Source organism: Streptomyces sclerotialus (assembly GCF_040907265.1).
Classification (GTDB): domain Bacteria; phylum Actinomycetota; class Actinomycetes; order Streptomycetales; family Streptomycetaceae; genus Streptomyces; species Streptomyces sclerotialus.
In genome coordinates, this window is the sequence record NZ_JBFOHP010000002.1 from 2,341,197 (window position 1) to 2,353,931 (window position 12,735).

10 protein-coding genes are annotated in these 12,735 nt (G+C 72.2%); 2 read left to right on the forward strand and 8 right to left on the reverse strand.

Annotation, left to right across the window (positions count from 1 at the left end):
- Positions 1 to 2 precede the first annotated feature (2 nt).
- From AAC944_RS10415 to AAC944_RS10445, 7 genes are all read right to left on the reverse strand, one after another.
- Positions 3 to 791, reverse strand: a complete 789-nt coding sequence (locus AAC944_RS10415; RefSeq protein WP_030624744.1) for an SDR family oxidoreductase — start codon at positions 789 to 791, stop codon at positions 3 to 5.
- 97 nt (positions 792 to 888) lie between these two features.
- Entirely contained in the window at positions 889 to 1,626 is a 738-nt protein-coding gene (locus tag AAC944_RS10420; protein ID WP_030624746.1) for an SDR family oxidoreductase, read from the reverse strand.
- Positions 1,626 to 2,147, reverse strand: a complete 522-nt coding sequence (locus tag AAC944_RS10425) for a cupin domain-containing protein (RefSeq protein WP_030624749.1) — start codon at positions 2,145 to 2,147, stop codon at positions 1,626 to 1,628. The genes AAC944_RS10420 and AAC944_RS10425 overlap by 1 nt, the downstream gene beginning before the upstream one ends.
- 49 nt (positions 2,148 to 2,196) lie before the next feature.
- The gene (locus AAC944_RS10430; protein ID WP_030624752.1) at positions 2,197 to 3,003 is read right to left on the reverse strand and encodes an alpha/beta fold hydrolase; all 807 of its coding nucleotides are present in this window, start codon (positions 3,001 to 3,003) and stop codon (positions 2,197 to 2,199) included.
- 77 nt (positions 3,004 to 3,080) lie between these two features.
- Complete coding sequence (locus AAC944_RS10435; RefSeq protein WP_078888993.1) at positions 3,081 to 4,043, reverse strand: aspartate dehydrogenase domain-containing protein; 963 nt, start codon at positions 4,041 to 4,043, stop codon at positions 3,081 to 3,083.
- Entirely contained in the window at positions 4,040 to 4,999 is a 960-nt protein-coding gene (locus tag AAC944_RS10440) for a VOC family protein (RefSeq protein WP_030624758.1), read from the reverse strand. Before AAC944_RS10440 ends, AAC944_RS10435 begins: the two co-directional genes overlap by 4 nt.
- A gap of 311 nt (positions 5,000 to 5,310) precedes the next feature.
- Positions 5,311 to 6,789, reverse strand: a complete 1,479-nt coding sequence (locus tag AAC944_RS10445) for an aldehyde dehydrogenase (RefSeq protein ID WP_368397258.1) — start codon at positions 6,787 to 6,789, stop codon at positions 5,311 to 5,313.
- Between the two features lie 827 nt (positions 6,790 to 7,616).
- Here AAC944_RS10445 and AAC944_RS10450 point away from each other — a divergent pair.
- The gene (locus AAC944_RS10450) at positions 7,617 to 9,164 is read left to right on the forward strand and encodes an MFS transporter (protein ID WP_030616998.1); all 1,548 of its coding nucleotides are present in this window, start codon (positions 7,617 to 7,619) and stop codon (positions 9,162 to 9,164) included.
- Between the two features lie 176 nt (positions 9,165 to 9,340).
- Here the strand turns inward: AAC944_RS10450 and AAC944_RS10455 are convergent, their stop codons facing one another.
- Positions 9,341 to 10,231: a helix-turn-helix domain-containing protein gene (locus AAC944_RS10455; protein ID WP_030616995.1), complete on the reverse strand. Its 891-nt coding sequence runs from the start codon at positions 10,229 to 10,231 to the stop codon at positions 9,341 to 9,343.
- A gap of 670 nt (positions 10,232 to 10,901) precedes the next feature.
- Here AAC944_RS10455 and AAC944_RS10460 point away from each other — a divergent pair.
- Entirely contained in the window at positions 10,902 to 12,695 is a 1,794-nt protein-coding gene (locus AAC944_RS10460) for a beta-galactosidase (RefSeq protein ID WP_030616992.1), read from the forward strand.
- Positions 12,696 to 12,735: the final 40 nt, after the last annotated feature.

The window sequence follows — 12,735 nt, forward strand, 5'->3', positions numbered from 1 at the left end:
CCTCAGAGGATGCCGCGGCCGACTCCGCCGCAGACGTCGATGCTGGTTCCGGTGATGTAGGAGGCGCGCGGGGAGAGGAGGGCCAGGACCGCGTAGGCGACTTCCTCGGCGCGGCCGAGGCGGCCGAGGGCGATGCCACGGTCGGCTGCCAGTTCGGCCTGCCACTCCTCGTAGATGAGTCCGCTGCCGGCGGTGGCGTGCCGACGCGTCCACTGCCCGGTGTCGATCAGGCCGAGGCACACGGAGTTGACGCGGATCCCGTCGGGAGCGAGTTCCCGGGCGAGGTTGGCGGAGAGGTTGAGGATGCCGGCGCGGGCGGCGCTGGTGGTGATGAGGCGGGGTTCGGGCTGTTTGGCGAGTACGGCGTTGATGTTGACGATGACGGCGGCGTCGGAGGCGCGCAGATGCGGGAGGGCGGCGTGCAGCGGATTGAGTACGCCGGCGAACTTCAGCTCCAGCTCGTCGCGCCAGTCCTCCTCGGTGGTCTCCGCGAGCCGCTTCATGCGCGACTGTCCGGCGTTGTTGACCAGACCGTCCAGGCCGCCGAAGTGGTCCGCGGTACGGGCGGCGAAGTCACGTACCGCGGCGGCGTCCCGTACGTCGCAGACGCCGGTCAGCAGCCGGTCGGCGGCCGCTCCGAGACGGGCCGCGGCCTTGTCGAGGCGGTCGGCGTCGCGGCCGCAGGTGGCGACGCGTGCCCCTTCGTCGAGCAGGGCGCGGACCGTGGCCAGGCCGACGCCCGAGCTGCCGCCGGTGACCAGTACGGTGCGGTCGGCGAGGCCCAGGTCCATGGGGATTTCCTTCGGTGTGGTGATCGGTACGGAGAGCCCGGCACGAGGTCTTCGGTGGCGCCGGGCGAGCCGGTGCGCTTCGGTCCGGCCGGGGTGATCAGTGCATGGTGAAGCCGCCGTTGACGGCGATCACCTGTCCCGTGAGGTAGCGGGACTCCTCGCCCAGGAGGAAGGAGACGATCCCCGTGAGGTCGTCCGGCTGCTGCGCCCGGGAGATGGCCCGGTTGAGCCGGTAGAGCTCATGGCGCTCGGCGGGCACGTTCTCGGTCGCCTCGCACTCGGTGATGCCGGGCGCGACGGCGTTGACGGTGATGCCGCGGTCACCCAGCTCCCGTGCCATGGCCCGGGTGAGGGCGATGACGGCCCCCTTGGAGGCGATGTAGTGGGCCAGTCGCGGCGAGCCGTACAGCGCGGCGTCGGACGCCAGGTTGACGATCCGGCCGCTGCCCGCGGCGAGCAACTGGGGCAGCAGGGCACGGGCGACGAGCCAGGGCCCGCGGGCATTGACCGTCATGATGCGGTCCCACGCCTCGATGCCGATGTCCTGGAACTCCTTGCCGCCGACGCCGTTGGCGAGGCCGGCGTTGTTGACCAGGCCGTGCAGCGGCCCCAGCCGGGCCACCTGCTCCGCCATCGCGTCGACCGACACCGGGTCGGCGACGTCGCAGGGGACGAAGTGGGCGTCCCGGCCCTCGGCCCGCAGGTCGTCGGCCACCCGCTTGCCGCGCTCGGCGTCGAGTTCGGCGAGTACGACGCGGTGCCCGTCCGCCGCGGCCCGGCGGGCCATGGCCTCCCCCAGGCCACGGCCGGCGCCGGTGATGACGACGGTGCGCATCAGTCGCGGGTGACGCCGTGCATCGGCGAGTGCTCGGGGTAGGTGGGGATCTGCGGCTTCTGCGTACCGATGATCACGCAGAACAGGGCGTCGGTGTCACCCTCGTTCTTCAGGCTGCGCGCCACCCCCGCCGGGACCACGATCATGTCCCGGTAGCCGAGGGTGCGGTACTCCGCCTCGTCTTCGCCGCGGTGGATGCCGACCCTGACCTGGCCCTCCAGGACGAAGAACGCTTCTTCCACGTCGTGGTGGGTGTGCTCGGGGCCCTCCGCGCCGGGCGGCAGCAGCATGTTGGAGAAGGTGAAGCCGCCGGACGGCAGGATGCGGTTGTCGCCCTCGTGGTTGCCGGTGGCGCCGGAGCCGACGTACCGGATCTGGGCGCGGCGGTACTGGTCACCGGCCTTGGCCTGGAACGCCAGGGTGTCCCAGTCGGGCTCGCGGGAGTCCTTGGTGGCGATCAGGGAGTCGGTGTAACGGGCGAGGTCGCCGCCGTTGTCGTAGTCGGTGGTGGTGATGGGCATGGTGGTGCCGTCCTTTTGTCGTACGAATGGGCAGGGCTGTGGACAGTCCTCAACAGCCTTCGGCGATTCCTGCTGTGATTCGGAGGTGGGCGAGAACCCACGCGTCGAAGGCCTCGGGCTGTTCCTGGTTCGCGAGGTGACCGGCGTCTTTGACGATCACGTACACGGAGGAATGGAGGTCTGCTGTGAGCATCTGGCTCGCTTCGATCCCGGTGACCCGGTCCCGGTCCCCGCACAGCACGAGCGTGGGCGCGGTGACAGCGGAAAGATCGGCGATACGCAGGTCGGTGGCGGCCATGGACTCGGTGGCGTAGCGGTAGCCGGGCAGCCGCAGAGAACGGGCCATGGTCTCGGTGACCCGCTGGACAAGAGCGTCGGGAGCGGCTTCGGAGACCAGCCGCGGACCACGCCGCTCGGCGAAGCGACGCGGCCCGAGCTCGGCCAGCTCACCGGCGCGGGCCCGCATCGCCTCGGCCTTCGCCGGATCGGTACCCGAGCCGGCACTGGAATCGGCGACGATCAGGGAGGAGACGAGTTCGGGGTGGCGAGCGGCGAGCCGCAACGCGATCACCCCACCCCAGGAGACACCGAGCACATGGGCGCGCCCACCACGCTGCCGGATGAGCGCAGCGGCGGTGTCAGCGAAATCGTCGAGCGTGAACGGGCCCGTCGGGTCGGCGGACTTGGCGTAACCCGGCGCGTCCCAGGCCACCACACGCACGTACCGGCTCAGTGTGGCGAGCTGCGGCGCGAATGCGGCGGAGGAGGAGCCGATCCCGTGCAGACACAGCAGCGCGGGACCGCTGTTCCCGGCTTCCTCCACGTGGAGCCCGGCGAGGTCATAGGGCGAAGACACAGGAGAGGAGAAAGGTGAGGAGGACGGAGAGGACGGAGAAGGCGGAGCAGAAGGGAGGTCGGCACGAGCGGAGGTGGTCACAGGATCTGTCCCCTCCGGCCGGACAGCGCACCGAGACTGCGCAGTACCGCATACGGCACGACCTGGCTGGTGGCGGGATTGCCCGGGTCGGGAAGGTGCTGCACCTCGAAGCGGTAGACGCCGTGACTGCCGGACGCCTCGATGACATGCCGGGTGTGCTGGGCCGCCGGATCGGCGACGACATGAACACGTACGGCGTCGAGGTCGCCGACGGCCAGCGCGACGGAGGCGGCGACGTTGGTGGACTTCGGGAACTTCACCGGTACGTCGCGGGCGGTGCCGCGCATGACCTCGACCGGGCCGGAGGCCGTGCGCATCCGGTGCAGCAAGTCCTCGCTCATCCACGGCTGTTCGAGGGTGCCGGGCAGCTTGGTGGTGGTGAGGGTGACGTCCGTCAGGGGGCCGAGGGACCGTACGGCCTGGAGCAGGTCGAGGCCGCCGACGGCGCCGCCGGTGAAGTACACCCGCCCCGGGCCGGCGGCAAGAAGGGAAGCGGCGAGGGTTTCGTCGGTGAGCGCGCCGGTGGAGGCGATGAGGAGGTCGGTGCCGGAGCGCAGGACACGTTCGCCCCACTCCCGGACGACTCCCTGACCCGCCGCTTCGACGATCAGATCGCAGCGGTCGAGGGCGTCCTCGAAGGAGAGCTGAGGAGCGGGGGCGTCACCGAGAGCACGATTGTCGACGACGCAGACCAGTTCGGCACCGGGGACACCGCCTTCGGCGAGCGCGGTGCCCACGATGCGGCCGATGGCGCCCCAACCGACGAGGCCGACTTTGCGGGGAGCGGGAGAGGACGGCGAAGAGGGGCGAGGAGTGGGTGAGGGGGCGGAGCTGGAACTGCTGGAGGCGGGGATGGAGGCAGGCACGGGGGTGACGGTGGTCGCGTAAGGGGAGGAGGAGGTGCTGGTCAAGGAGGTGTGCGGCGCGGTCGGCGGCGCGGTGGTGGTCTGGTCGGTCATGCGGGGATCTCCTGCGGGGCCGGCTGGGTGAGCGGGCCGGGGTCGGGGTGCCCGGCCATATGGGAGCGGATCTCCGGGGACGGTGGTCCCGCGGTGCCCCACAGGTCGGACAGCTCCGGGACACGGCGCCAGACGCGGGCGATCCAGGCGTCCTCGACGATCTGGGCGACCTCGGAGGTGTATTCGCAGACGAGACCGGAAGGGTCGGTGAAGTAGGAGAAGGTGTTGTTGCCGGGACCGTGCCGGCCCGGCCCCCACTGAGGAGTGATGCCGTGGTGGCGCAGCCGGCCCAGGCCGCGCATGAAGTGGTCGACCGAACTCATCTCGTACGCCACGTGGTTGAGGGACGCCCACTCGGCCTGGTTGAAGGCGATGCAGTGGTGGTCCGCGTTGCAGCGCAGGAACGCCATCTGGTGCTCTGACCAGTCCGAGACCCGCAGGCCCAGGACGTCGCAGTAGAAGGCGACGGCGGCGTCGATGTCGGTGGTGTTGAGCACGGCGTGGGTCACTCCGACCGGGACGGCACCGTCCCGGCCCCGGGGGGCGACGGCTTCGACCTGGGCGCTGATCTCGATGAGCCGGTGCTCGGGGTCGGTGAAGCGGAGTCCGTAGCCGCCGCCCACCTGGTCCAGCGGGCCCGGACCGACGACGGGAGTGATGCCGCGGGCGTGCAGGCGGCGGGCGGCCTCGTCGACCTCGGCGGGGGTGGCGACGGCGAAGGCGATCCTGCCGAGTCCGGTGCGGTCGGCATGGGTCAGCTGGAGGACGTGGTGTTCGTCGCCGGTGCCGCGCAGCCAGCGCGCGCTCCGGTCACCCTCGACGGTCTCCAGGCCCCAGACCTCCTGGTAGAAGTCGGCGGCTTCGGTGAAGGCAGGGGTGAACAGTTCGACGCACCGCAGGGAGCGCAGGCGCGCGATGGGCGGCTGAGGCGGCGGCTGGTGCGGGGTGCGGGGCATCGCTGTCTCCAGTCGTACGGGGGCGGGCGGAGGCGGGGCTGGGTGCTGGGGCGGGTCGTAGGCGGGGGCTGAGTGCTGGGCGCGGGGCGAGAGCAGGTGCGGGTGCGGGTGCGGGTGCGGGTCGTAAGTGGGCTCAGATCGGGGGTGGGTGCGGATTGGGTGTGGAGGGGGGCGGATCGGTGGTGAGTGCGAATTGGGGGTGGGCGCGAATGGGGGGGGCGGGCTCGGGGCGGGGGGAGTGGGGCCGGGCGTCAGGTGGCCCAGGGCCGGGGCCAGGTGACCCAGGGCCGGGGCCAGGTAGCCCAGGGGGGTCAGGTGGCCCAGGGGAGGGGGTGGGGGGAGGTGTTCCAGTAGAGGGACTTCTGTCGTTGGTGGGCGCGGATGCCGTCGCGGCCCTTTTCGCGGCCGAGACCGCTGTCCTTCATGCCGCCGAAGGGGGTGGAGATGCTGAACTGCTTGTACGTGTTGATCCAGACGGTTCCGGCGTCGATACGGCGGGCGAGGCGCCAGGCGCGGGCGGCGTCCTTCGTCCAGAGGCCGCAGGCCAGTCCGTACACGGTGTCGTTGGCCTGGGCGACGAGGTCGTCCTCGTCGTCGAAGGGGAGGGCGACCAGGACGGGGCCGAAGATCTCTTCCTGGCAGGTGCGGGCGGAGTTGGGCAGTCCGTCCAGGACGGTGGGCAGGTAGTACGCACCGTCGCGGTAGCGCTCGCCTTCCGGGGCGGCACCGCCGCACAGGACGCGGGCGCCTTCCTCGCGGGCGAGGTCGACGTAGGCGGCGACGGCGTCCCGGTGTTCGTGGTGCACCAGCGGTGCGACCTGGGTGCTGGGATCGGTGCCGGGGCCGATACGGAGTTTGCGCGTACGGGCGACGAGTTCGGTGAGGAAGTGGTCGTACAGGGGGCGGGCTATGAAGAGGCGGGAGCCGGCGATGCAGCTCTGGCCGCTGGACGAGAAGATGCCGAACATCACGCCGGCCAGGGCCTGTTCGAGGTCGGCGTCCTCGAGTACGACGGTGGGCGACTTGCCGCCGAGTTCGAGGGAGACCGGCATCAGTTTGTCGGCGGCGGCGTGCGCGAGGATGCGGCCGGTGCGGGTGCCGCCGGTGAAGGTGACCTTGCCGACGGCCGGGTGGCGGACGATGGCGTCGCCGATGACACTGCCGGGCCCGGGGAGTACGGAGAGCAGACCGGTGGGCAGTCCGTGTTCGGTCAGGGCACGGTGGATGAGGCGTCCGAGGGCGAGGGAGACCAGTGGGGTCCATTCGGCGGGCTTGAGGAGTACGGCGTTGCCCGCGGCGAGGGCCGGTGCCAACTTCTGGGCGTCGCTGGCGATGGGCGAGTTCCACGGGGTGATGGCGCCGATGACGCCGATCGGTTCGTGGGTGCTCATCGTGACGTACGGGCCGCGGGCGGGGGTGAGGGTGTCCTCGGCGGTTTCCAGGGCGGCGGCGGTGTAGCGGAAGGTGCCGGCGGCGCTGTGCACCAGTGCGCGCGTCTCGGTGCGGGACTTGCCGGTGTCGGCGGTCTGCAGGGCTGAGAGGTCTTCGGCGGTCTCTTCGACGAGGGCGGCGATGCGGTGCAGCAGGCGGGCACGTTCGTGGGCCGGCAGCTCGCGCCAGGCCGGCTCGGCGGCGGCCTGTGCGGCGCGCTCGGCGGCCTCGTCGACGTCGGCGAGCGAGGCGCCGTGGAGGGTGGCGAGTGCGGTGCCGGTTGCCGGGTCGACGGTAGTGATCACGCCACCGCGGCCCTGGCGCCACTCCCCCGCGACCAGCACCTCGTCCTCCGGGATCGGGACCTCGTCCTCCGGCACAAGGGCCTCGCCGTTCGGGAGGGGGACCTCATGCTTCGGGGCGGGTGGTGCGGCGGGGGACGGGTGGCGCGGAGTCGAAGTCATCGGTGAGTTCCCAGGCATCGGCGGGTTCGTGGGGTCAGCGAGTTCGCGGGGATCGGCGGGGCGGGCGTGGGGCCCACGGGACGGGCGCGCAGTCCGCGGGGCGGGCGTGGGGCCCGCGGGGCGGGCGTGGGGCCCGCGGGGCGGGCGTGGGGTCGGTGGCGCGGGCGTGGGGTCGGTGGCGCGGGGGCGGCGGGACAGATGTCGCATCGCTGGGTGTCGCATCGCTGGGTGCGGCGCGGGGGCACGGAGTGTGGCGGGCGGGTATTCCGTCGTACGGGCGGCAGCGGGGTGCTCCCGCGGGGCGGCCGGGCCGCAGGGGGCCGGCCGGGGCGAAGCCAGGAAGGCAGCCAGGAAGCAGCCAGGAAGCAGCCAGGTGGGGACGCAGGGGGTTCGGTGGAAGTTCGGTGGACGGGGTGCGGGTGGGTGAGAGGAACTGGGCTTCGGTGGCGCGGGGTTCGGGGTGTTCGGCGTCCCCTCGTTCTCTCAGTGGCAGAAATCTAAGGGCTTAAGTATTTGCCTGCAAGGGTCGCCGCGGAAAAATTTTGACGGCAACGAGGCCTTGACTTGCACACCCCCGGAGTCGGTAGAACTTAAGCCCTAAGACACTTGGCGCTTACGTACGGGACTCCCCCAGCTCCCGGCCGACACCGTGCGCCCCCCTTTTTCCCCTCTCCCTCCCCCCGTCCCTCGCCCGCGCCTTCGCGGGTCTGGAGGAATCCCGGATGAGCCTCGACGCATCGCCGGGCCGTGACACCGACGCAGTACGCGCCGGTATCGCCGCCCGGTTCGAACGTCTCCCCCTGTCCCGCTGGCACGTCACCGTCCGCATCGTCATCGGTGTGGTGACCTTCTTCGAAGCCTTCGATCAGCTGCTGATCGCATACGCCATGCCGGAGCTGCGCCAGGAATGGCACCTCACGGACGGTGACGCCACCGCCGTCCTCACCATCGGATCCCTGGGCATGCTGATCGGCGCGCTCTTCTCGGGGCGGATGGCGGACCGCATCGGGCGCGTGAAGATCATCGCGCTCTGCATCGGAGTGTCAGGACTGGCCTCGCTCGCGCTGGCCGCGAGTCCGTCGCCGACGCCCTTCATGCTGCTGCGCTTCGTGCAGGGGCTGGCGATCGGAGGTGAGGTACCGGTCGCCGCGACCTTCATCAGCGAGATCACCCGCAGTTTCAAGCGCGGCCGCTTCGTGTTGCTGTACGAACTGGTCTTCCCCGCCGGGCTCACGATCGGTGCGCTGGCCGCGGCGTGGATCGTGCCGGCGCTGGGGTGGCGGTCGATGTACGTCGTGGCCGCCGTGCCGGGGTTGTTGTGCATTCTCGTGCAGCGCACCGTTCCCGAGTCACCGCGGTGGCTCGCCGATCGCGGCCGGCTGGAGGAGGCCGCGGCGACGATGGATCTGATCGAGACCAAGGTCGTCGCGGCGACCGGGGCCCCGTTGCCGCCGGTCGGTGCCGGGCCGGAAGCGGCACTGGAAGTGAGAGCAGGTACGGGAGCAGAAGCCGGAGTGGTGATGGGACCGGGATCGGGAACGGGAGGGGGATCGGGAACGGCTGGGGAAGCGCCTGTGGAGGTGTCCTCCCTCTCCCCCGCCCCGCCCGTCTCCCCGCCCGTCTCCCCGCCCACCGCCGCCGAGGCCGCCGCGATCGGGGTGAAGGGGCTGTTCACCGGTCGGTACCGGCGTCGGACGCTGGTCATCGGGACGCTCTGGTTCACCGGCTACTTCGTGAACTACGGCATCACCTCCTGGTTGCCGACGATCTACGGCAAGCAGTACGGGCTGTCGCTGTCCGACTCGCTGCTGTACTCCACCGTCACCTCGGTCGCCGGCTTCCTGGGGTGTCTGCTGGTCGCGCTCACGGTCGACCGGATCGGGCGGCGCAAGGTGTTCGTGTTCTTCCTCGGTGGCGCGGCGGCATTGCTGATCGTGCTGGCCGCACTCGGTGCCCGTACGCCGGTGCAGGTACTGGTGTGGACCTCGCTCGCCGCGGTGTGTTTCTTCGGCTCGAACATCTGCCTGTACCTGTATACGCCCGAGCTGTACCCGACCCGTATGCGGGCGTTGGGATGCAGTGTCGGCGGTGCGCTCAACCGGCTCGGGGTGATTCTCGGCCCGGTTCTGGTCGGTGTGATCTACGCGGGCGGCGGGCACGTTCCCGCGGTGTTCGTCACGCTGGGCGGGGTCGCGCTGGTGGGCGCGCTGGCCGCCGCGTTCTTCGCCGAGGAGACCACGAACCGGCCGCTGGAGGAGGTCTCACCCTGACACCGGGCCGGGACCCGGGCCGTCGGGCAGTCCGGCCCGCTCAGGCAGTCCGGCCCGCTCGGGCAGTCCGGCCCGCTCAGGCAGTCCGGCCCGCTCAGGCAGTCCGGCCCGCCCGGGCAGTCCGGGCCGCTCGGGCGGTCCGGTACGTGGCCAAGAGCGGGGGAGACAGAGGCCGTTCAGTCCGTCCCGCTGACCAGCGGCGGGTCGTCCGGGTCCGGAATGCTGGTGGACCAGCCGCCGGGTACCGCGCGGCCTTGTTGGTCGCGGAAGCGGACCGGTGCGGTGCCCACGCGTCGGGTGAAGAGGCGGCTGAAGTAGGCCGGGTCGTCGTAGCCGACGCGGCGGGCCACCGCGGCGACCGGCAGTTCGGTGGCGGCGAGCAGTTCCTTGGCGCGGCCGAGGCGGATGCCGAGGAGGTAGTCCTTGGGGCTGCAGCTGGCGCCGCGGCGTACGGCGGTGCGGAGTTCGGCGGGGCTCATGCCGTGCCGGGCCGCGTGTTCGGCGACCGACAGCGGCAGGAAGGCGTCCCGGGCGAGCGCCTGGAGGACGGGGTCGCCGTCGGCATCGGTGTCGGCGCGTGCGCGGCGCAGGGCGACGAGCAGTTCGTGGACGGCGGCGGAGGTCTCGACCTCCAGGAGGGGGTTGCCGCGGCGGGCTGCGCGGGCGATGCGGCCGACGGCGGCGCGGGCGGCGGCGGTGTCGGCGAGGGGGACGAGTGGGTGGTCGGGGGCGGGTTCTATGTAGCCGAGTTCGGTGTACGTGGCGGCGGCCGGGCCGGTGAAGTCGACGAAGCTCTCGTCCCAGCCGCTGTCCGGGTCAGCGCCGTAGTGGTGCGGGACGCCCGGGGTGAGCCAGAGGAGGGCGGGGGCCGTGACGGGGTGCCGGGTGCCGTCGGGGGTCGCGTACCAGCCGCTGCCCGCGTGGATGACGACGGCCACGTGGTGGTCGAGGGTGCGGGGGCCGACGGCGGGCAGGGTGCCGTGCTGGAGTCCGACACCGAGGCAGACGAGGCCGAGCCGGTGGTGGACCGGGCTCGGCGTGAAGTAGCGCATCCAGGTGTGGTACACGAGGGCTCCTCCCGTTCGCCGCCGCCGTTCCGGGCTGCTTTTCCGTTCGCCCGCCCGCACGGAACTCCGGAGTGCGGGCGTGGCACTGTCTTGCAGCACCGCCTTGCCTTCAGCACCGCCTTGCCTTCAGCACCGTTTTGCCCTCGGCGCCACCTTGCCCTCGACACCGCCCTGCGCTCGACACCATCTTTCCTACCTGGCACCGCCCTGCACTCGGCACCACCTTGCCCCCGGCGCCGCCAAGCACCCGGCACCACCTTGCCTACCTGGCACCGCCCTGCACTCGGCACCACCTTGCCCCCGGCGCCGCCAAGCACCCGGCACCACCTTGCCTACCTGGCACCGCCCTGCACTCGGCACCACCTTGCCCCCGGCGCCGCCAAGCACCCGGCACCGCCAAGCACCCGGCACTACCTTGTCCTGCCCTCCTCCCTCCTCCCTCTCTCCCTTCGCATCCCTCGGCATCCCTCCGCATCCCTCCGCACCGCCCGCACCGCGCACGCGGACGTTCCGTCCAAACAACGCCGATCTTTGTCCATGGACCGCCGCGCCGCCAGAGGGTGTGCTGGACGCGACGCGGCCGGGTGGGCCGCCGGGCCGGGCGAGGGAAGGGCGACGGGTGACCGAGGATACGGGTGGTGTGGCGGCCGGCGAGGCGGGTGGCGCGGCGGTGCGGCGGCGGTTTGCCGTCGGGGAGCGGGAGTTCGAGTGGGACGGGCGGCCGGTGCGGCTGCTGTCGGGGGCGTTGCACTACTTCCGGGTGCACGAGGGGCATTGGGACCACCGGCTGGCGATGCTGCGGGCGATGGGCCTGAACTGCGTGGAGACGTACGTCCCGTGGAATCTGCACGAGCCGCGTCCCGGGGAGTTCCGGGAGCTGGCGGCGCTCGGCCGGTTCCTGGACGCCGTCGGGCGGGCGGGGCTGCTGGCGATCGTCCGTCCGGGCCCGTACATCTGTGCCGAGTGGGAGAACGGGGGGCTGCCGCACTGGCTGACCGGGCCGCTGGGGCGGGCGGTGCGGACGCGTGATCCGCGGTATCTGCGGGCGGTGGACGGGTGGCTGGCGGGGGTGCTGCCGGAGGTCGTGTCGCGGCAGTGTGACCGCGGCGGCCCGGTGATCATGGTGCAGGTCGAGAACGAGTACGGCTCGTACGGGTCGGACACGGCCTATCTCGCGCACCTGGCGGGCCGGTTGCGGGCGCTCGGGGTGACGGTGCCGCTGTTCACGTCCGACGGGCCGGAGGACCACATGCTGACGGGCGGGAGCGTGCCGGGGCTGACGGCGACCGTCAATTTCGGTTCGGGGGCGCGGGAGGCGTTCGCGACGCTGCGCCGCCACCGGCCGGACGGGCCGTTGATGTGCATGGAGTTCTGGTGCGGGTGGTTCTCCCACTGGAGTACCGGGCCGGACGGGGGTGCGGGCGCGGCCGTCCGGGACGCGGAGGATGCCGCGGCCGCGCTGCGGGAGATCCTGGAGTGCGGTGCGTCGGTGAACATCTACATGGCGCACGGCGGGACGAGTTTCGGCGGCTGGGCGGGCGCCAACCGGTCCGGTGCGCTGCAGGACGGCGCGCTGCTGCCGACCGTGACGTCGTACGACTACGACGCGCCCGTGGACGAGCGTGGCCGGCCGACCGCGAAGTTCTGGCGGTTCCGCGAGGTGCTGGCGCCCTACGCCGCCGGGCCGTTGCCGGAGCCGCCCTCGCCGCTGCCGGTGCTGGCCGCGCCGACGGAGGTGCGGCTGACGGGCTGGGCGTCGATGGACGTGGTGGTGGACGGGCTGGGCGGGCCTGAGGTGCGGTCGGGGGTGCCACCGACGTTCGAGGAGCTGGACGTGGACCGGGGCCTCGTCCGTTACCGGGTGCGGGTGCCGGGACCTCGGCAGCCGTACGACCTCCGGGTGCGCGGCCTGCGCGACCGCGCGGTGACGTTCGTGGACGGCGTGCCGGGGCCCGTACTGGGAGACGGGGACGAGGACGCGTCGCTCGGGTCGGTGGCGGGGCCGGCCGAGGTGGAGCTGTGGGTGGAGTCGTTGGGGCGGGTCAATTACGGGCCGCGGCTGGGTGAGCCGAAGGGGATCACGGTCGGGGTGCTGCACGAGCGGCAGTACCTGCACGGTGTGCGGGCGCGTGGACTGCGGCTGGACGCTTTGGAGGACGCGGCAGCGGTGGCGGGGCTGGCGTTCGACGCGCCGCGGGGGCGGGCGGGGGCGCGGGGCCTGCACCGGGGGACGGTCGTGGTGCCGACGGGCGGGGGCGGGGAGGCGATGCTAGAACTGCCGGGCTGGACGCGGGGGTTCGTCTGGGTGGGCGGTTTCCCGTTGGGGCGGTACTGGTCGGCGGGGCCCCAGCGGGCGCTGTACGTACCGGGTCCGTGTCTGCGTGCGGGGGCGAACGAGGTGCTGGTACTGGAGCTGGAGGGAGGCGGCCGGGGCCCGGCGGAGGCTCCCCGGCTGGTGCCGTGAGCGGTGCGGCTCACCCGCACCGCTCACACCTTCACCCGGC

Bases quoted from the DNA above. Each gene is read 5' to 3' on its own strand.
- AAC944_RS10415 (WP_030624744.1), bottom strand. From the start codon at position 791: ATGGACCTGGGCCTCGCCGACCGCACCGTACTGGTCACCGGCGGCAGC.
- AAC944_RS10420 (WP_030624746.1), bottom strand. From the start codon at position 1,626: ATGCGCACCGTCGTCATCACCGGCGCCGGCCGTGGCCTGGGGGAGGCC.
- AAC944_RS10425 (WP_030624749.1), bottom strand. From the start codon at position 2,147: ATGCCCATCACCACCACCGACTACGACAACGGCGGCGACCTCGCCCGT.
- AAC944_RS10435 (WP_078888993.1), bottom strand. From the start codon at position 4,043: ATGACCGACCAGACCACCACCGCGCCGCCGACCGCGCCGCACACCTCC.
- AAC944_RS10440 (WP_030624758.1), bottom strand. From the start codon at position 4,999: ATGCCCCGCACCCCGCACCAGCCGCCGCCTCAGCCGCCCATCGCGCGC.
- AAC944_RS10450 (WP_030616998.1), top strand. From the start codon at position 7,617: ATGAGCCTCGACGCATCGCCGGGCCGTGACACCGACGCAGTACGCGCC.